Here is an 18,345-nt window from a genome sequence, read left to right on the forward strand (position 1 = left end):
GGTGCGCCCGACCTGATAGATAAATATTTTTCCATATGATTTTTAAATTCAATCGGTTACCCAACCATTTCTTATAGTTGCGCCTCCCAGACCGGCCCAACCGCCTGGTGTATTATGCATTCCCGCGTCCGGGCAGCAGCTCTTTCAGAATCCGGCAGATATCGTCCATATCAATGGGTTTGCCGGTGTGGGCGTTCATACCTGCCGCCCGGGAGGCGCGCACGTCCTCAGCCAACACATTGGCGGACATGGCCACGATAGGGATGCTGCGCGCCTGGGGATGGCCCGAAGCGCGGATATGCCTGGTCGCCTCATAGCCGTCCATCACCGGCATCTGGATATCCATGAAAATCGCGTCAAAGCGGCCGGGGGCCGAAGCCTCAAAAGCCTCCGCGCCCGCCCTTCCGTCCTCGGCCGTCTCCACCGACGCGCCGGAGAGCTCAAAGATCTGGACAACGATCTCACGGTTGAGCTCGTTATCCTCCACCAGCAGAAACCGCCTGTCAGACAACACATCCTGGGGCGACGAATCGGCGGGTTCGCTGGCCCTGTCGGAAAATATCTTTACCAGGCTCCTGCACAGTACGCTTTTGAAGATCGGCTTTTGCAGGATGGTGTCCAGGGGCTTCTCTGCCGAGTCCATCTCCATATAGCCGTCTCCGTCTGTGACCAGCATGGCCCGGGGATCGGCGCCGCCAGCCCGAATGCAGCGCACCACCTCCATGCCGTCTATGTCCGGCAGCTTCCAGTCCGCCACAACGAGCGCATATGAGGCCTTGCCTGCGGCGCGGACTGCCGCCTCTCCGGAACGCACGGCGTCCACTTCCATGCCAAAGCTGGTGAGATAGGTCTTAAGGAGCTCCAGATCGGTGGGATTGTCGTCCGCCAGCAGAACACGCAGGCCCTTCAAAACCGAAGCACCGTCCAGCTCATCCTCCGCGCCGGGTGGAAGCTTAAATTCCAGTTCGACGGTGAACGTGGTGCCTTTTCCCTCCACGCTCTCCACGAGGAGCTGTCCGCCCATCGCCTCCACGATATTTTTGGCAATAGGGAGGCCAAGACCGGTGCCCTCGGTGTGGTTCACCGTTTTGGAGGACTCTCGGGTGAAAGGCGTAAAGAGCTTGGGCAGAAATTCCGGCGCGATCCCAATACCGGAATCCGCCACTTGGAACCGGAACAGCGCATACTCCATGTGCCGCTGAGGCAGCTCCTCGATGATAAACGTAATGGAGCCTTGCTCCGGCGTGAACTTAACCGCATTGGAGGTGAGATTTAGAAACACCTGATTCAGTCGCAGCGGATCGCCCTCCAGCAGCTCATGGCGGATATTTTTAGTCTCCACGGTAAAGGTCTGCTCCTTGGCCAGGCACTGGGGCTGGACGATGGCCAGGTCCCCCTCAATGAGCTCAGGCAGGGAGAAGGGCTCCGCCGACAGGGTCATTTTGCCGCTCTCGATCTTGGACATGTCCAGCACGTCGTTAATGAGGTTCAGCAGGTGCTTGGAGGAGACCTCGATCTTACGGAGGCATTCCTTCACCTTGGCCCGGTCCTCAATATGGATCTCGGCCAGTTTGCTCATGCCGATTACCGCGTTCATGGGTGTGCGGATGTCGTGGGACATATTGGAAAGGAACCGGCTCTTGGCCGCGTTGGCCTGCTCCGCTGCCGCCACGGCGGCATTGAGGTCCTCCCGGCGCTTCCGGTCCTGCGTGATGTCCGTGGCTGCAAAGATGTACTTGGCCTCGCCGCGCAGCGTCACCGGGAGCGCGGTGAGCTTCAGCCACGCATAGGCCCCCAGCCTGTCGTTGAAGAACCGGCGCTCCCAAACCGTCTTTTCCGTGGGGCGCTCCTCACGCATCCATGTCTGCAAGGCCTGCTGAAATTCCCCGGCCGCCCTGCCGTCCGAACTGGAAAAGTCTCCCGCGGGGATGCCCAGCACCTCCTGTGCATTTTCAAACACATACTCCACCTGAGCGGTTTTATCGTCCACGATAAAGATGACGGTGTCGATATTCTGGGAGATGGCCTGATAGATGTTCTGGATATAGAGTTCGGACTCCCGCCGCCGCTTGGTGCCGTGGTAAAGCATCAAGACGGCCAGAGCCAGGGTGACAAGAATAGCCGCGATAACGACCGCAGCCATCCGGACTGCCAGCGAAATAATCTCCGTGCCGTCCTTTTCCACCATGCTCAGCGGGATTACCGTCACAAAATTCCAGCCGGGCTTTTCATCCAGCGGTACGAAGGAGAGGAACTGCTCCTCCCCTTCAATACTGAAGATAGCGCTCCCTCTGGCACTCGATCTGATTGCATCCATAAATGCAGAGATGGACTCGGGACTGTTCCCGCCCATCTCCAGCACTTGGCGGAATTGGCTGTAGAGCTGCAGGGAACTGAAGCGCACGGGGGAGAGGACGATGCTGCCGTCGGCGTCCAGCACGTAACTGTACCCGGCGTCGTTGTATGTAGTGCCTCCGTAGGTGTTTTGGAGCATCTCAACGGAGTGTGCCACATACAATCCGCCGGCCACCCGCCCGTCCTCGTAGAGGGGCGTCTGGAACAGAACCTGCCGCTTGCCCTGTGCGCCGATGAAGGTGTCGGAGATGCTGGTTTCGCCCCGTAGGGCCGCTCCCGAGAGGCTTTCGTCCTCCGGGAAACCGCCGCCCTCATCTGCGGGTCTGACGCTCCAACAGTTGCCGCTAAAATCCGTGATCCACAGATTGGTAGCGCGATGCAGCTTAGAGTATTCGTCCACCAAGGTCCGGTCGAAAAGCTCAGGGCCGTTCATGCTGATGCTGCTGGCCAGGGATTGGAGGGAGAGCAGTTCGGAGTGCATTTTTTCATCCAAATACTGCGCCTTACTGACGGTTAGTTCGCTGATGTTCGACTTGGTCGTGCTGCGCACCAGATCTTGAATGGACTGTACGTAACCTTTGTTGATAAAAAGAGCGATCAGGGCCGTCAGCACCAAGCACAGACAGACGGCCAGAAATACCATTTTCTTGCCGCCAAATTCCTTCTTTTTCATCTCGGCCCCCCGCTTTCTCTCAGCCTGTATACGCCGCAAGCTGTTCCGCTTGGACGCGGTCGTACTCCTCCGCGGCTTCCTGCGCCGTCATGCCGTCGAACATTTTGATACACAGCTCACGCACGGTGTCCCAGTAGGTGAAATTAAGTCTCATGTCCTCGATGGGGATCTGCCCGCCGCTCATATAGGTTTCGTAGGCCGGCCGCATCCTCTCACTGCTCAGCACGAACGCAACGTCGTCATAAATCGGCAGCTCACTGCCCCCGCCCTCGGAGGTCTTGCGGTAGACGCCGTTTGTGATATAGGAGACGAATTCCAATGCATCCTCCAGGTGCTCGCTGTTGGCGTTGACGCTGAGGCGGGATACCACCGCCGGCAGGGTCACCGTGCCGCCGGGTATGGGGACGCCCTGCGCGATGCAGTTGATCTCCGGATATTTGCTATCCATCCGTTTTATATTGCCCACTGTAACAAAGTAAAAAGCGGTTTTCCCCGCGGCAAAGTCCGGATAATCCGTGTCCCCCGCCTTGAGCGCGTTGACGGCCGCACCGTCGAGCCCGTCACCGTACCACCCCTCCTCCACTGCGGTCTGGAACAGCTCAAAGCCCTCCAGCATGTAATCGCCGATTTTGACCTCGCCGCTGTTCAGCCCCGCAAGCAGTTCCTTGGAATTCTCCGCGCTGTAGATTTGATAGAGGCCGTTGGCCATCGCCGGTACGGTCAACGCATACCAGCGGTTGAGGCTCAGCGGCGTACCGCCGCCAGCCTTGATGGTTCGGCAGCAGTTGATGAACTCCTCCAAATTCTGCGGCGACTCCAGGCCGTACTGCTCCAGCAGATCCACGTTGACAAACATGACGTAAGCCGACATGTTTACCGGGATGCAATAGGCGATATCCCCAATCATCGCCTGATCCTTGGTGGCGTCGTTCAGCTTTTCAAAGACGGGGAGACCGGAAAGGTCGAACAAGTATCCCTTGGCGTGGAGTGGCTTTACGCTGTCCGCGTTGAGGATAAATACGTCGTCTCCTTCGCCGGCGTCCAGACGCTGCTCCAGATATTCGTTGAAGCCGTCTGCCGTGGAAATTCCCTCCAGTGTCACCCGCGGTCCTGAATGGCCTTCATTATAGCGGTCAATCATCTCCTTGTAATACCGCGCCATGCTGGAATCGTTGTCCGTAGGAGCAAAGAACTTCAGAACCTGCTCATCTTGACCCTCGGCTTCATTTTCCACAAAGACCTGCCCGCCCCCGGCAGCCGGAGTGTTTCCGCATCCAGCCAGAAGGCTCAGGCATAAAACCACGGCCATACATAGTGCCGCTGCGCTTTTTCTCATTATCTCTTCCTCCATTTACAAACAGCATTCCATTATTTGCTGTTTTCGGTTGATATACAGATTTCTTTGGGCGGTTCACAAAGCGTTGCCTCAGCACCCCGTTAGGCCGCTAGAAACGACGTGCTGAGGTAAGCTCCGAAAAATACCCCTGCTTGTCCGCACTCACCACCAGGTTTCAGCTCCTGTCAAAAAAGGCCCTTGCGGCTGTTACCGAAGGACTCCGACAAGCCGGAGCACTTGTTTCACTCGGTTATTTTTTAATAAAATATTATAACGCAAATAAATCAAAACCTCAATATGCGTCTTATTTTTTGACAGTTCATAATCGTTTCTCGGTAAACGCTTTCACTAACAAGCTGTAAATTGAAACAAGATTGACAACGTACATGTAATTTGTTGTAATGTACCATCCTTTTTTCCTTTAGGCGCCGTGCCCATTCTATTAAGTATTTTCGTCCACATGTGGCTTTCACATAAGAATATAAAAAGCGCCGAAGCCTATTGTGGCTCTGGTGCATAGTGATGGCAACTTAATGTGGAATTGCTCCTGTTTTTACACTGTACTCCCCGGCCGGGAGTTCAACTCCTGCCGGATGACTTTCTGGGTGCTTAATATCTAAAATTCGAGGCCCTCAACTTTTCTCAGTTGAGGGCCTCGCAAGGCTTGAAAACACTGGTTTTTTTCGGTCAAATATCTTTTTGCCTTGTACTTTGGTCGAGTGGAATTATAGGACTTGGAGTAACCCAGGAAAAAATGATTTGCGAGCAGTGGGCATGCGGTATTTACAACAAAAATCTAAACTGTGGGCAAACGCCATCAAATGAAATGACGGGCAGCGCCTTATATTCCTAAGCCTCTGGCCAGTGTGACCAGAGGCTTTCCATCACAAAACGGCGGGGTGATATGGTTGAACCCATAAATTAAAAAATTGGAGCGTGTGGAAACGAAACACACATGAAAGCGAAGGTTGGCCTGTTAGCTTTTAGCCCGAAAAAAGCCGCTTGTTTCAAGGTTTCGCAGGCCCGGTTTGGAGGAGGCCGGTATCTTTCTATGGCCTGCCCCTGATTTGGACTTCAAAGCATAACATGTATGGCCAGAGCGTGGACAATTAGGCATTCAAAACCCGCTTGTACCAAGGCTTTGCGGGGCCGGTTGGCAGGGGGGGTATGATTTCATGTCCCACCCTTAATTCTTTCCGCAGAAACTAACATTTCAGTCTTGGTGGGCGGGAAAATAAGGCCCAGGAGCGATAACGGCAGGCCGCAGACAATAGGGTACTTCTGGCCACACTGGCCAGAAGTACCCAGCGGGTTTGGGGGCACCCAAACAAGCATTTTCGCGGCGCGAAAATGGCAAGTGTCTATACACTTGCCTTGCTTGCCGTTTTGCGCAACCCCGGAAACCGCGCAATTCATCCCTTCGTTGCATCCTTGCTTATAGGCGTAAAAAGAAATAAAATGAAAAAGAAAAATTGCATTATTTAAGCAACCAAAGACAAAAAACGGGAAGTAGATAGGTGAAGGGCCCTTACATAGACCATAGGAGGTGGCAGGATGGAGGACAACCGAATTGTAGATTTATATTGGGCAAGAAACGAGAGCGCAATCACGGAAACCGCGTCAATGTATGGGAAATACTGCTATGCCATTGCGTATAACATTCTCTGCGATCAGGAGGATGCGGACGAGAGCGTAAACGATACCTACATCGGTGCGTGGAACGCCATGCCTCCACACCGTCCGTCTATCCTGCGTTCTTTCCTCGGAAAAATTACCCGGCGCGTATCCCTCAAGAAATGGCGGGATAGTCATCGGGACAAGCGTGGCGGCGGCGAAGTTTCCCTTGCCCTTGACGAGCTTTCGGAGTGTGTGCCGTCAAACGCCATGGTGGAGGATGAAATTATGGCGGCGGAGCTGTCAAAAACGCTCAATCGCTTTATTGCCAATCTGCCGGTTACGGAAAGGCAAGTATTTCTCTGCCGCTATTGGTATCTGGACTCTATTGAGCAAATCAGCAAAGACTTTTGTTTCAGCACCAGCAAAGTAAAATCCATGCTCCACAGGACAAGGGCAAAGCTGCTTTCACATCTAAAAAAGGAGGGAGTGGCATGAACGCAGGTCACATTCTCGACGCACTTGGAACGATTGATGATAAATACATTATGGAGGCAAAGGAGAGAAGCTTTATGAATACAACGAAAAAAGCCCGAAGCATGAAGCGGACGCTGGCGCTCGTCGCGGTGATTGCCGTGCTGCTGACCCTTTGCGGATTTGCCGCATACCAGTTAGGCTGGTTCGACCCGTGGCTGCAAAAGCCGTCTGCCGATCCGGTGCAAACCGTCCAAAGCGCGATTGAAGGACAGGCCGGGAAGGAATATACGGTCAGCGTGCGTGTGGATGAAATCAAGGTGGATGAAGATGAAACGGCGCGTGTCGCGGCCATGTATTCCGGCAGTGAGCTTGCCCGGGCGCGGGGCTGGACGGACGAGTATCTGGCAAAACACTTTGTTGTGGTATATGCAGACTATTATGTGGAGTACGACCACACAAAGACCTTTATGGACGACGGCCAGACGCAGCAGTATTTTTACTTGACCCAGGACACGGAAACCGGGGAATGGACGATCAGCGACAACACTTCGCCGGATACAAGCGCGACCTCCAGTGCTGTATGGGAATATGAGCCGGTTTTAAGCTCCAAACTCCCCGCATTTCCGTTTCAGTTTGATTTGCCCTATTCGACGATTCAGGCAGAATGCGATACCGGCACGCTCATAGGCTATCATGACCACGACGGTACAGCTTATCCGCAGGGCAAACAGCTATCACTCCCAAGCGGCAGTACCCTTTACTGGACGCCCCAGGCAGAGGAAAATTATAAATATGAGCCTTCTGTCGAAATCACCTTTACCATCTACGATGAAGATGAAGCGACTTTTACCGGCGCCATCTCAATTCAAGCTGAAACAGCCGGGAGCGGTTCGGAAACTGTTGTTTACTCCGCTGTACTCAAAGAAGGATCGGGTCTTTCAATGGCACAGGCAACCGACACAGAGGGAGCGGTTATCACAGTCGCATTTAAACCGCTTGAAAATTAGCCGCCCATTTGTGAAAAGGAAATAGATAATATGAAAAAGCGCCTGGGTGCAATAATCGGCGCGGTATGCGGTGCTACTCTCATTCTCTTTGGTACGGTTGGAGTTTGGACTTTAAACATGACCTATCAAATAATCGACGCAATGCCGAATACCCATATAGTCAGTCAAGGTGCTACTACTCCGATTTGTATCGCATTCATCTTTTTAGGCGTGGGCTTAACCTCGTGGGGCATATACAAATTGTGTGAGTAACACCACCCATATTCCGAAATCGACCACCTATTAAAAAACGATAGTGGGGCAATTTCCAAATCCCTATACTAAAAGTGCAAGGAGCCGAGAGGAAAGGAGGTGACATAATGCAAGTTGAAGTGAAGATAGATGAAAACGTCAAAGACCCGAAAATCATCATTGTTGCCGACAAAATGACAGACGAAATAGGCGCTCTTGTGCAAAGCCTCTCCGCATCTTACCCAAAGGTCATTGCGGGTTTTTCCGGGGACGAGGTTCGGCTGTTGGAAGAAAGCGAGATTGTCCGTATCTATGCGGCAAACCAAAAAGTCTATGCTCAAACGGCAAAACGAGAGTACATTTTGCGCCCCCGCCTCTATGAATTGGAGGAACGGCTGAACAAGCGGCTCTTTGTGCGTATCTCCAATTCTGAAATCATAAATCTGAAAAAGATTGTCCGGCTCGATTTAAGCATGAGCGGCACAATTTGCGTCGAGCTGAACAATCACACGACCGCTTATGTTTCAAGGCGTTATGTCACCAAAATCAAACAAGCATTAGGGATTTAGGAGGTGTCCGGCAATGAAGAAAAAAGTATTGTTCAAAAGCCTTTTCGGTCTGCTCTCCGGCGTTGCGTTAGGCCAGCTTATCGCAATCGTCATATCCGCCGTAAAAGGCGACGGCTCGTTTTACGCCGTCATTCCCGAATTGGTGAATGACTTTGGCGGGGAACAATCCGCAGTTATCGTACAGACGATCTTGCTCGGTGTGTCTGGCGCGATTGTAGGCGCGGCTTCGGTGATATGGGAACTTGACAGGTGGAGCTTGACAAAGCAGACCGGCGCGCATTTCTGCCTGTTTGCTATCCCCTTCATCATTGTCACCTATGTTCTGTACTGGGTGCCCCGTTCTGTCGGCGGTGTAGCCGCTTCGGTTATCGTGCTGGTGGTGATTTATGCCGCCATTTGGTGTGGGGCGTACTTCTCCGCCAAGAGAAACATACAGAAAATCAATGACCAGCTTCACAGGGAATAGGAACCCGACAGGGGCAACCGCAGCTCCGGCGTTTGGAACGTCCCCCAAACTGGGCATGGCACCGGCAGAACGTGGACGAGCTTTCCGATCCCACACACGCATAACCCAGGCGCTTCTGGCCAGTGTGGCCAGAGGTAGGGCGGCCAGTCACGGGAAAGAGGACTGTACTTTGAATATGGAACAACGGGTATTGATCATCGGCAGTGACAAGGCCAACTGCAAGGCCATCAAGTACGCCCTGGCCGAGTACGGAATCGGCGCTTATTACACCCTTTCCGTGGTGGACGGCATCGAGCGCCTGCTGCGGCAAAATTACCAGCTTGTGATCCTGGACGTCTCCCTTTCGGAAACGGAAGGACTGAAACTGATCCGCTTCATGCGGCAGATGAAGGATATGCCCATTCTGGCGCTGTCCTCCCAGGGCGGTATTGAAAGCAGGGAGCGGGCCTACCAAATGGGCGCGGACGATTTTGTGGAAAAGCCCCTGGAGCTGCGGGAGTGCCTTGTGCGGGCCCAAGGCCTGCTCCGGCGCTGTACCGCCGCCGTACCGCCCCTACCCGGCCAGCGGCGGTACACCATCGCCAATCTGGCAACCCTCCTGGTTGACCCCATGACCCGCCGCACCCTCTACAACGGGCGGGAGCTGGAGCTGTCCCGCAGGGAGTTTGACCTGCTGTACCTGCTGGCCTCCCACGAGGGGCGGGTACTCACCCATGAACAACTGCGCTACTATGTGTGGGGCGATGATTTTACGGGCGATGAAAACAAGGCCATCCCGGTCAGCGTGAGCCGACTGCGGCAAAAGCTGGACGGCGGGAGCTTCATTGAGAGTGTCCGGGGCGTGGGCTACCGCCTCAACGACCCCTCGCACAAAAAGGAATAGCCTGTATCATTAGGGCCCGGCTGTCAAACCAGCCGGGGCCTTCTTACATTCTGGTAGAACTTGCGGCGAAACAGAACGCCCAGCGCCTTCGGTTTTAGCTTCTAACCCGCCTGCCAGATAGGCGGGTTTTTGGCACAGGCGAGGACGCAAAAATTATTTCTGGGAAAATTTGTAGGAGAGGGCAACAACCGGCCTCTAACCCGCCTAATAGGTAGGAGGGCTTTTCCGGCCACGGCAAGCCCTCCTGCGCTTCTGGCCAGTGTGGCCAGAGGTGGGGGAAGGTGAAGGGGCGGTTCAGACCGCGCCGCCCTTTCATGTTTCCCCACGGGACATGGGGAGGCTGACAGGCAATCCACCGAAGCAACGAAAGGAGGCAGAATGTCTGATAACTGCGCGGAAAAGTATAGCTATCAGATTGAGAAAATCATGTTTATGGTTGAGCCGGTCTATCGTGATGATGGCGAGACGTTGGCCGCGATCCTGTTAAAGCTCATGCAGGCGGACGCGGAGCGGCTTTGAATTTCGGAGGCATCGTTCCCATTGGTGGTCGGCAGAGGTATCATAATAAGTGTAAATACCGCTTGCCTGACTGCCGGAAAGGAGGACATTTTGAAACAGTCAGGCATTAAAAAACACTCTATCAACACCGCCGCCCTCTACTGCCGCCTAAGCCATGACGATAACATGGACAACGAGTCCAACAGCATTACCAACCAAAAGGCACTTTTGAAAAAGGTGGCAAAGGAGAAGGGTTACGCCGACACCCTGTTTTTCGTGGACGATGGGATCACAGGCACCACCCTTGACCGCCCCGCGTTCAGGCGGATGATTGCCGATATTGAGGCGGGGCTTGTCAACCTGGTCATTACCAAGGACCTCTCCCGGCTGGGCCGGGACTACATCACTGCGGGCGAATATACCGAACGGTTTTTTCCGGAGCACGGCGTCCGCTACATCGCACTGAACGACGGGTACGACTCCGACAGCCCCTATACGGATATCGCCCCGTTCAAGAACATCATCAACGAGTGGTATGCCAAAGATATTTCCAAGAAGCGCCGGATCGTCAACAAGCTAAAGGGCAATTCCGGCGTCCCTCTCTTGCCCCCGCCCAATGGGTACATGAAAGACCCGGAGGCCACCCCCACCCGCTGGATCGTGGACGAGGCCGCCGCCGTGAACGTCCGCCGTATCTTCCGCATGGCCCTGGAGGGATTTGGGATCGGGGAGATTGCTTCGGCGCTGGAGGCGGACGGCATACTTACCCCCACCGCCTACTGGCAGAGCAAGGGCGTGGGACGGGGCGGGAAAAAGGACCTGGGAGAAGGTACAGAAGAAGCGCGGCACCCGCAAGAAGCCCACCACCTACGAGAACTACGGCTATACGCTGAACATTCTCAACGTGGCGTTCGGAGGCCGCAAGCTGGACAGCATCAAGGCGCTGGACGTGGAGCAGTTTCTAAAATCCCTGCGGGCCGCTGGGAAGTCGGATTCCTCTCTGGCAAAATGTCGGGGTATGCTGTAGCAAATCATGCACAAGGCAGAGGCCAACGACTTAATCCACAAGAACCCCGTCCGATTTGCCGACAAGATGAAGGCCAAAGGGCCGGTCAAGTGCAAGGAGGCGTTCACGCAGGAGAAAGTCAAGCTGCTGATGGAGCACTTGCCCGTCGATAGGATGGGCCATACCATACGGCTCATGCTGGCATCGGGTATGCGCACCCAGGAAATGCTGGCGTAGGAGGCCCAGCACATCGAACCGGACGGTTCCTGCATCCATATCCGCCAAGCTGTCAATCTCGTCAAGGGTACTCCCCGAATCGGCCCGCCCAAAACCGCCACCAGCATACGCGACGTGCCCGTACCGCCCAACTTTCGTCCCAGTGCCGTATTTCTTCGGGAGCAGGCAGGGCGGTTTAAATGGGACAGCAACATACCCGGCCAGCCGTTCAATCCCAGCCACTTTCGCCGCAACTTTCAGAGTGTCATAGGAGCGGTGGAGGGCGTGAGGGTGCTCACGCCCCATAGCTGCCGCCACACCTACGTCTCCCAGCTCCAGGCCCTTGGCGTGGACATGGAGACCATTCAAAGCATGGTGGGCCGTGCAGACATAGAAATGACCCAGCACTACCTGCACGTCCAGGAGGAAACCCGGCGGGCCGCCGCAGACAAGTTCAGCAAAGCCTTTGGAATGACGCGATAAATGAGAGAGAAAATTCGCTGTGATACCGTGGATTCTGGTACGCGATTCTGGTACGGTTCCACGGAGCGGTTTACGATAGGTGACGGGCTGTGCCGCCTTATTTGATTGGGTGGCAGGCAGTCTGTTCTCCATTCTGGTATGATTCTGGTACGGGGGAAAAACAGGCCTCGGACATAAAAAAAGAAAGTCCCGAAACCATTGCGGTTTCAGAACTTTCTTGGTCCGAGTGACTGGATTCGAACCAGCGGCCTCTTGAACCCCATTCAAGCGCGATACCAAACTTCGCCACACCCGGATGTCACCGACTCGCTCAGGCGACTTTGATATATTAGCATATTTATCCCGCGGATGCAAGAGGAAAATTACATTTTTATTAAAAATTTTCCCGGTTGGAAAATAAGTCAGACGAAAACTCTACGATCTCCTGAAAAATCCAGGCAAACTGGGACATACTGAAAGAAAATGTGACAGGAGAAATTTTTATGGAACGTCTGGTCTGCCTGGCGGCGGGATACCTGTGCGGCTGCTTCCTCACCGCCGAAATCGTCGCTCACTATCGGACAGGACAGGGCGCCGCCAGTCTGGGCACAGGAAATCCGGGTACGGCGAATGTGGTCGGACACCTCGGTATCGGATGGGGTGCCTTGGTGCTGTTGGGAGATGCGGGGAAAACGGCGCTGGCGCTCGCGCTGTGCCGCTTTTGGCTCGCCCCCGGTCTCGGCATGGTTGGAGGACTCTACGCCGGCCTGGGCGCCGTTCTGGGCCATAATTTTCCGGTCTGGAGACGCTTCTGCGGCGGAAAGGGCGTGGCAGTCACCTGTGCAGCCATTGTGCTGGTTTCGCCCCTCTGGGGCGCGGTATCCTGTCTGGCCGGGTTGGCGGCCGTATTGCTCAGCGGATATCTGCCACTGGGAGCAGTCCTTATTCCCTGCCTTTTTATTTTTCCGGCGTTTGCCGTCCATGGGGTTGAGCCGGGTATCCTGTCGGCGGTGCTGGCGATTTTGATGGTTATACGGCATATCCACGGGCTGGAGCGTATTGCCAGCCATACAGAAAAGAAGTTTGGCCCACGGCGGACTTAAAGCACGGAAACACCTTGACAAAGCTGCTGGAAATCACTATAATAAATGGCAGTCTGTTATCGGGGTGTGGCGAAGCTTGGTATCGCGCATGGTTCGGGTCCATGAGGCCGCGGGTTCGAATCCCGCCACTCCGACCATTGAAAAGACCGTCGACATTTGTCGGCGGTCTTTGCTATATCCATACTTTTGTTCAATGCCTAGTGTAAATCCCGTAATTACGCCCAACAGCGAAAATGACTGACAGGATTTGTTTTTGGTGATATAATTTATACAATTAGATATGTAAAAGCGAAATTGTTTTATACGGGGTGGCTTTATGAACGAAGAGGCATTAAAAAAAGCACAATACTTTTATAATCAAGCCTGGCGTTTTATGAAGTGCGCAGAGCGCTGTATGGGAACAGAAAATGATGATGGTTCAATACAAATTATTGGTGGAAGCTATCCAACATTATCAACGCCAACTATGGTTAATGCTGCTTTTTCATGTGAAGTATTTCTCAAGGCGATTCTTATTCTTTTCTCCATAGATTATAAAAAGGGACATGGGTTAAAATATTTGTATGATTTATTGCCGAACGAAGAATATAAGGAGTATTTGAAAATAGCTCCGTCCTCGGGGCAAACATTTGAAGAAGAGTTAGATGCACATTCAGAGGATTTTGTTGCTTGGCGCTATTATATGGAAACTCCTGGTGAATATCAAATGTCTCCAATGTTTACATTCTTACTTATGAATAACCTACAGTCCTTATCAAAAGCATTAATTGAACAACATTTAACTCAGAATATTATGTAAAAACAGCTTACTAATAACCGGAAAACTATTAATTTTGACTTTCTATTTCTAAGTCCTATAATTACACTCGGACCGAGAAAAGAAGACCGTCGACAGTATGTCGACGGTCTTCTTTTGCTTTGCAGGCGCTTGGCAGATATCCGGTTACTCCGCAGAGATCGCACTGGTTTACTGGCCTGGACTTTTTGTGGTATAATCCAGAAAAGGAGTGACTGTCCATGGAACAGGAGCACAAGCGCCGCGTGCGGTATAAGGGAACCCACCCACGCAGCTTTCAGGAAAAATATAAGGAATTGTCCCCGGACCAGTACCGGGCTGATGTAGAGGCCATCATTCAGCGGGGGAAGACCCCCGCCGGGATGCACATTCCCATCATGGTAAATGAAATTCTGGACGTTCTGCAAATCAGGCCGGGGCAGGTCGGCTATGACGCCACCCTGGGCTATGGCGGACATACCTCAAAAATGCTGGAGCAGTTGGGTGGGGAGGGACACCTCTATGCCACCGACGTGGACCCTGTGGAGTCGGAAAAGACCCGCGCGAGGCTGGAGTCGCTGGGCTACGGTCCCGATATTCTGACGATACGGCGAATGAATTTTGCCGATTTGGATCAGGTTGCCCCCGGCGTAAAGTTTGATTTTGTGCTAGCCGACCTGGGGGTCTCGTCCATGCAGATAGACAACCCGGATCGGGGGTTTACCTTTAAATACGACGGCCCCCTGGACCTGCGGCTGGACCCGACAGCCGGGGTCACAGCGGCGGAACGTCTGCGGGAGCTGGACGAGGACGAGCTGGCCGCGATGCTGTCTGAGAACTCTGACGAGCCCCATGCCGGCCGCATCGCCTGCGCCGTTATGCGCAGCTTCAAGCGGGGCGGCACAATCGAAACCACGAAGCAGCTCTCCGCCGTGGTTGAGGAAGCCCTGTCTTTTCTCCCTGCCGACGAGCGCAGAGAGGCGGTGAAGAAGTCCTGTCAGCGCACCTTCCAAGCCCTGAGAATCGACGTCAACAGTGAATTTGAGGTGCTGTACGCATTCCTGGAGAAGCTGCCGGGGGTGTTGAAGAGCGGGGGGCGGGCCGCGGTGCTGACCTTCCACTCCGGCGAGGACCGACTGGTCAAAAAGGCGTTCAAGCAGTGCCGGCGGGAGGGAATATACAGCCGGGTGGCGGAGGAGGTCGTCCGCCCCTCCGCGCAGGAGTGTTTTCGGAATCCCCGCGCCCGCTCGACCAAGCTGCGCTGGGCCATCCGTGCATGAGACGCAGATGCTCCACCGTTCAAAGGCTCCGCAGTCCACTATCATAGTGGGCTGCGTTTTTTTAGGGGGTTGTCCGATAGAGTCAACGTGTTACAATGGCATTAACCGGACCGGTCAACAGAAAGCGGGGAAAGCCGATGAATGAGAAGTTTTTTACACTGTCCCAGGAGAAACAGGACCGTATCGTCAACGCGGCCTTTCGGTGCTTTGCTGAAAACGGCTACAGGCGTACCGTCACCGACGACATCGCCGCCCAGGCGGGGATATCAAAGGGCCTTTTGTTCCACTATTTTGGAAATAAGCGGACGCTTTACGATTACCTCTTTCAATATGGCCTGCAATTTGTCGGGGAGCGTCTGAGGGCGCTCTACGACTGGGAGAGGGAGGACCTCTTTGCAGTGGTGCTCCGCTCTGCAAGGGTCAAGGCGGAAATCGTGCGGGAATACCCCTTTATTTTTCGTTTTATCATGAATGCCTACTATGAGGAACACGGAGAGACAGGGGAGCGGATCAAGGAGATCTACGGGGATGTCGTAAAGCGGAGCGTGGAGCAAATGATGCAGAAGGTGGATTGGAGCCGTCTGAAAGCCGGGGCGGACGCGCGTCAGCTGCTGAACGTCGTCATTTGGTGCGCCGAGGGCTTCATGCTTGAGCGGCAGCGGGAGGGGACCACGGGCGATCCGGACTGCCTATGCAGGGACTTTGAGGCCCCCATGCAGATGCTGAGGGACGCTTTTTACGAGAGTGAGCCGTCCGACCCGATTTGAGATGAGGGAGTGGTACCAAGTGCTGAACTATTTTTCGTGCCTCTGTTTTATATGGGCGGCGGTCGGGCTTGGGTCACGGCTCCTGATTGTGCGCCTTGGTGAGCGGTGGAAGGATTGGGAGGAGCACTCAGCCTACACGGAGTCCCGCCCCAAGTGGCTGTATGCGGCGGACCTGCTGGCGGTGGCGGTTGTTGCGTTTACCTGGTATATGGTTTGGAAAACAGAGATAACCGGCGCGTGGATCGCCGCGCTGCTGCTGTCGCTGGTGTTAATTAAGGTGTGCGCCCAGATGTACCGCTACAATTCCTTCAGGAAATTTATTCAGCGGGTTCTGGGCGACCGGAAATTGTTTCGGGCCGTAAACTGGAGCGTCGGCGGATTCAGCGCAGTCGTTCTGGCGCTTGGCGTTTACTATATGCTGCAGCTGATACGCGTATAGGCCGGAACGATGAGGGAAATTGATATGATTGATATGACGGAAAAATACGTGGAATCTCTCAACGGAAGGACCTGCTACTGGATCTCCCGCCCGAAGAGCGGGGGCGCGGCGCGGTGCCTTGTCTTCCTGCACGGCATGACGGCCGACCACACGCTGTTTGAAAAGCAGCTGGAGTTCTTCTCCGCGGATTTCACCGTGCTCGCGTGGGACGCCCCGGCCCACGGAAGGTCGAGGCCCTACCGGGACCCGGCCTATGCCAACGCCGTGGGTGAGCTGGAGCGGATATTGGCCGCGGAGAACATCACCCGGGCCGTCTTCATCGGGCAGTCCATGGGCGGCTTCCATACTCAGAGTTTCCTGACGCGTCACCCTGAGACGGTGGAGGGCTTTGTCGGTATCGACACCTGTCCCTACGGGGAGGGGTACTACTCCCGCTCCGACCGGTGGTGGCTGCGGCAGGTGGGGTGGATGTCCCGCCTCTTCCCCCTGAGAATACTGAAAAGGTCCATTGCAAAGGCGGCGGCCGTCACGGGGTACGCCCGCAAAAATATGCTGCGCGCCCTCGCGCCCTACGGCAAGGAGGAGCTATGCCGCCTCATGGGGCTGGGCTTTGCCGGGTTCCTGGAGGAAAACAGGGACCTTCGGATTACATGCCCCGTTGTCCTCATTGCCGGCGAACGGGACGGCATCGGAAAGGCGCGGCAGTACAACAGGGCCTGGCATGAGCATACGGGCTTTCCGCTGTACTGGGTCAAGCAGGCGGGGCACAACGCCAACTGCGACAATCCCGTGGAGGTCAATCGGATTATCGCTGAGTTTATCGCGGGACTGTAGAAACCGGGGCGCGGAGAGCCGCGCCCCGGTTTCAGCTTGTCAAAGAAGCCCTGAGGGGCTTCTTTGACAGAAAGCTGCATGCCGAATGGGGCTCAATTTTCTGGGAAAGGTCTCCTAATCCGTCGTGAGAAGTGACATTTCTGAGGCGCATGTCCCCAGAAATGACGGATTTTCATTTGATTCCGCCGTCCGCGGACGGCGGAACTCTGCGGGGCGTTCTCTGTGGAGGCTTTTTGCGGAAATTTTTTGCATAGCGGGCGGCCCGTCCGAATAGAGATGGTGTACATAAGATTTTGTCCTGGTGTACGCCAGAGAAGGGATGGGCCCTATGGAGAGCGCATATCGCGATTGGGAACGGCAGAGGACGAACAGTGCGGGGCGCCATACGGCCTCCCGGCGCGGCACAAAGGTGGCGCTGGGCCCCAGGGAGTGCCGGCGGCTGGCGCAGCTTGGGATTTGCGTCGTCCTCTTTTTGGTGGTATTCATCGGGAAGGGGGTCTTCCCGGAGCAGATGGTGGCGGCGCGGGAACAGATTACGGGGCTTATCAGCGGGGATACGGATTTCCGGGCGGCCTTCGCCTCGCTGGGGAAGTCCATCTCCGACGGCGAGCCGGTGCTGGAGACCCTGGGCGGCCTTTGGGTGGATGTCTTCGGAGGGGGGCAGCGGGTGGAAGTGGATACCTGGCAGCCCTCGGCGCTGTATGAGAAAAGCAGCGCCCTTATCGGCGTTCCTGCCACCGCTGCCGGGATTCTGGCCTTGGACCTGAGCAAGACGGAGCTCCCCGCGGTCACGACGCCGGTACAGGCGGAGACTCCGCCGGAGGAGACGGCGCAGCCCGTGGAGACGACGCCGTCCCAGGCTGAGCCGGCCGAGCCCGCTGTGGTGGACATGGGCTACACCGGCGAGGCGCTGCCCGCCAACGCATCCATGGATAAGTACAGCCTGGGCATCGCCCAGACCATGTCGCCCATCCAGGGGGCGGAGGGGGCCTGGGTCTCCTCGGGCTACGGCTGGCGGGAGCACCCGGTGGACGGCGGCGAGAAGTTCCACAACGGCGTGGACCTGGCGGTGAACGACGGCACCCACGTCAAGGCGTTTGCCGACGGTACCGTGGACTACATTGGGGAGAGCCCCATCTACGGCCTCTATACCCAGATTGACCACGGGAATGGCGTCACCACGTTCTACGCCCACTGCGGCAAGCTGCTGGTCCAGCAGGGGCAGAGCGTGAAGATGGGGGACGTCATCGCCGAGTCGGGGGAGACGGGCAACGCCACCGGCCCCCACCTCCACTTTGAGATCAAGAAGGACGGCGTGCTGCTCAACCCCCTCTACTATATTGAAACACCCTAA

The 18,345-nt window shown here is 55.1% G+C and carries 17 protein-coding genes and 2 tRNA genes; 16 read left to right on the forward strand and 3 right to left on the reverse strand.

Features of this window, described 5'->3' with window-relative positions; genetic code table 11:
- Positions 1-112: 112 nt before the first annotated feature.
- Both H8S62_RS12705 and H8S62_RS12710 read right to left on the reverse strand, forming a co-directional pair.
- Positions 113-3,028, reverse strand: coding sequence for a response regulator (locus tag H8S62_RS12705; protein WP_186919671.1), 2,916 nt, complete (start codon positions 3,026-3,028; stop codon positions 113-115).
- Between the two features lie 19 nt (positions 3,029-3,047).
- Positions 3,048-4,364 (reverse strand): ABC transporter substrate-binding protein, encoded by a 1,317-nt coding sequence (locus H8S62_RS12710; protein WP_186919672.1) that lies wholly within the window; start codon positions 4,362-4,364, stop codon positions 3,048-3,050.
- 1,554 nt (positions 4,365-5,918) lie between these two features.
- Here H8S62_RS12710 and H8S62_RS12715 point away from each other — a divergent pair.
- The 8 genes from H8S62_RS12715 (at position 5,919) to H8S62_RS12755 (ending at position 11,814) form a co-directional block, all read left to right on the forward strand.
- Entirely contained in the window at positions 5,919-6,476 is a 558-nt protein-coding gene (locus tag H8S62_RS12715; RefSeq protein ID WP_155151171.1) for an RNA polymerase sigma factor, read from the forward strand.
- Positions 6,473-7,462: a hypothetical protein gene (locus H8S62_RS18105; RefSeq protein WP_243255677.1), complete on the forward strand. Its 990-nt coding sequence runs from the start codon at positions 6,473-6,475 to the stop codon at positions 7,460-7,462. The genes H8S62_RS12715 and H8S62_RS18105 overlap by 4 nt, the downstream gene beginning before the upstream one ends.
- A 359-nt stretch (positions 7,463-7,821) precedes the next feature.
- The gene (locus H8S62_RS12725) at positions 7,822-8,262 is read left to right on the forward strand and encodes a LytTR family DNA-binding domain-containing protein (RefSeq protein WP_186919674.1); all 441 of its coding nucleotides are present in this window, start codon (positions 7,822-7,824) and stop codon (positions 8,260-8,262) included.
- 13 nt (positions 8,263-8,275) lie between these two features.
- Complete coding sequence (locus H8S62_RS12730) at positions 8,276-8,728, forward strand: DUF3021 domain-containing protein (protein ID WP_186919676.1); 453 nt, start codon at positions 8,276-8,278, stop codon at positions 8,726-8,728.
- Positions 8,729-8,903: 175 nt separating this feature from the next.
- Positions 8,904-9,611: a response regulator transcription factor gene (locus H8S62_RS12735; protein WP_243255686.1), complete on the forward strand. Its 708-nt coding sequence runs from the start codon at positions 8,904-8,906 to the stop codon at positions 9,609-9,611.
- A 378-nt stretch (positions 9,612-9,989) separates the two neighbouring features.
- Positions 9,990-10,130 (forward strand): hypothetical protein, encoded by a 141-nt coding sequence (locus tag H8S62_RS12740; protein WP_186919679.1) that lies wholly within the window; start codon positions 9,990-9,992, stop codon positions 10,128-10,130.
- Positions 10,131-10,220: 90 nt separating this feature from the next.
- Positions 10,221-11,288, forward strand: coding sequence for a recombinase family protein (locus H8S62_RS18110; protein ID WP_243255679.1), 1,068 nt, complete (start codon positions 10,221-10,223; stop codon positions 11,286-11,288).
- Positions 11,289-11,466: 178 nt separating this feature from the next.
- On the forward strand, positions 11,467-11,814 hold the full coding sequence (locus H8S62_RS12755; protein ID WP_186919681.1) for a tyrosine-type recombinase/integrase: 348 nt from the start codon (positions 11,467-11,469) through the stop codon (positions 11,812-11,814).
- Positions 11,815-12,032: 218 nt separating this feature from the next.
- Here H8S62_RS12755 and H8S62_RS12760 read toward each other — a convergent pair.
- Positions 12,033-12,109 (reverse strand) — tRNA-Pro (locus H8S62_RS12760).
- Between the two features lie 187 nt (positions 12,110-12,296).
- On the opposite strand from H8S62_RS12760, the gene H8S62_RS12765 reads away from it, so the two are divergent.
- The 8 genes from H8S62_RS12765 (at position 12,297) to H8S62_RS12800 (ending at position 18,345) form a co-directional block, all read left to right on the forward strand.
- A complete protein-coding gene (locus H8S62_RS12765; RefSeq protein ID WP_155151156.1) occupies positions 12,297-12,896 on the forward strand; it encodes a glycerol-3-phosphate acyltransferase in 600 nt (199 codons plus the stop codon).
- A gap of 60 nt (positions 12,897-12,956) precedes the next feature.
- Positions 12,957-13,033: transfer RNA gene (locus H8S62_RS12770), tRNA-Pro, on the forward strand.
- A gap of 179 nt (positions 13,034-13,212) precedes the next feature.
- Positions 13,213-13,695, forward strand: coding sequence for a HEPN domain-containing protein (locus tag H8S62_RS12775; protein WP_186919683.1), 483 nt, complete (start codon positions 13,213-13,215; stop codon positions 13,693-13,695).
- Between the two features lie 218 nt (positions 13,696-13,913).
- Complete coding sequence (gene rsmH, locus H8S62_RS12780) at positions 13,914-14,951, forward strand: 16S rRNA (cytosine(1402)-N(4))-methyltransferase RsmH (protein WP_186919684.1); 1,038 nt, start codon at positions 13,914-13,916, stop codon at positions 14,949-14,951.
- A gap of 137 nt (positions 14,952-15,088) precedes the next feature.
- Positions 15,089-15,718 carry a TetR/AcrR family transcriptional regulator gene (locus H8S62_RS12785; RefSeq protein ID WP_186919686.1) on the forward strand — a complete coding sequence of 210 codons (630 nt, stop codon included), beginning with the start codon at positions 15,089-15,091 and terminating at the stop codon, positions 15,716-15,718.
- Between the two features lie 19 nt (positions 15,719-15,737).
- Entirely contained in the window at positions 15,738-16,157 is a 420-nt protein-coding gene (locus H8S62_RS12790) for a hypothetical protein (protein ID WP_186919688.1), read from the forward strand.
- 24 nt (positions 16,158-16,181) lie between these two features.
- Entirely contained in the window at positions 16,182-16,991 is an 810-nt protein-coding gene (locus tag H8S62_RS12795) for an alpha/beta fold hydrolase (RefSeq protein WP_243255681.1), read from the forward strand.
- A 328-nt stretch (positions 16,992-17,319) separates the two neighbouring features.
- Entirely contained in the window at positions 17,320-18,345 is a 1,026-nt protein-coding gene (locus H8S62_RS12800) for a M23 family metallopeptidase (protein WP_186919690.1), read from the forward strand.

The sequence above is a fragment of the Lawsonibacter faecis genome, assembly GCF_014287675.1.
GTDB classification, from domain to species: domain Bacteria; phylum Bacillota; class Clostridia; order Oscillospirales; family Oscillospiraceae; genus Pseudoflavonifractor; species Pseudoflavonifractor faecis.

What these genes read in the sequence shown, in the direction of transcription:
- H8S62_RS12735 (WP_243255686.1), top strand. Translation starts at nt 8,904, where the DNA reads ATGGAACAACGGGTATTGATCATCGGCAGTGACAAGGCCAACTGCAAG.
- H8S62_RS12800 (WP_186919690.1), top strand. Translation starts at nt 17,320, where the DNA reads ATGGAGAGCGCATATCGCGATTGGGAACGGCAGAGGACGAACAGTGCG.
- H8S62_RS18105 (WP_243255677.1), top strand. Translation starts at nt 6,473, where the DNA reads ATGAACGCAGGTCACATTCTCGACGCACTTGGAACGATTGATGATAAA.
- rsmH (WP_186919684.1), top strand. Translation starts at nt 13,914, where the DNA reads ATGGAACAGGAGCACAAGCGCCGCGTGCGGTATAAGGGAACCCACCCA.
- H8S62_RS12715 (WP_155151171.1), top strand. Translation starts at nt 5,919, where the DNA reads ATGGAGGACAACCGAATTGTAGATTTATATTGGGCAAGAAACGAGAGC.
- H8S62_RS12710 (WP_186919672.1), bottom strand. Translation starts at nt 4,364, where the DNA reads ATGAGAAAAAGCGCAGCGGCACTATGTATGGCCGTGGTTTTATGCCTG.
- H8S62_RS12730 (WP_186919676.1), top strand. Translation starts at nt 8,276, where the DNA reads ATGAAGAAAAAAGTATTGTTCAAAAGCCTTTTCGGTCTGCTCTCCGGC.
- H8S62_RS12775 (WP_186919683.1), top strand. Translation starts at nt 13,213, where the DNA reads ATGAACGAAGAGGCATTAAAAAAAGCACAATACTTTTATAATCAAGCC.
- H8S62_RS12765 (WP_155151156.1), top strand. Translation starts at nt 12,297, where the DNA reads ATGGAACGTCTGGTCTGCCTGGCGGCGGGATACCTGTGCGGCTGCTTC.
- H8S62_RS12785 (WP_186919686.1), top strand. Translation starts at nt 15,089, where the DNA reads ATGAATGAGAAGTTTTTTACACTGTCCCAGGAGAAACAGGACCGTATC.
- H8S62_RS12795 (WP_243255681.1), top strand. Translation starts at nt 16,182, where the DNA reads ATGATTGATATGACGGAAAAATACGTGGAATCTCTCAACGGAAGGACC.
- H8S62_RS12740 (WP_186919679.1), top strand. Translation starts at nt 9,990, where the DNA reads ATGTCTGATAACTGCGCGGAAAAGTATAGCTATCAGATTGAGAAAATC.
- H8S62_RS12725 (WP_186919674.1), top strand. Translation starts at nt 7,822, where the DNA reads ATGCAAGTTGAAGTGAAGATAGATGAAAACGTCAAAGACCCGAAAATC.
- H8S62_RS12705 (WP_186919671.1), bottom strand. Translation starts at nt 3,028, where the DNA reads ATGAAAAAGAAGGAATTTGGCGGCAAGAAAATGGTATTTCTGGCCGTC.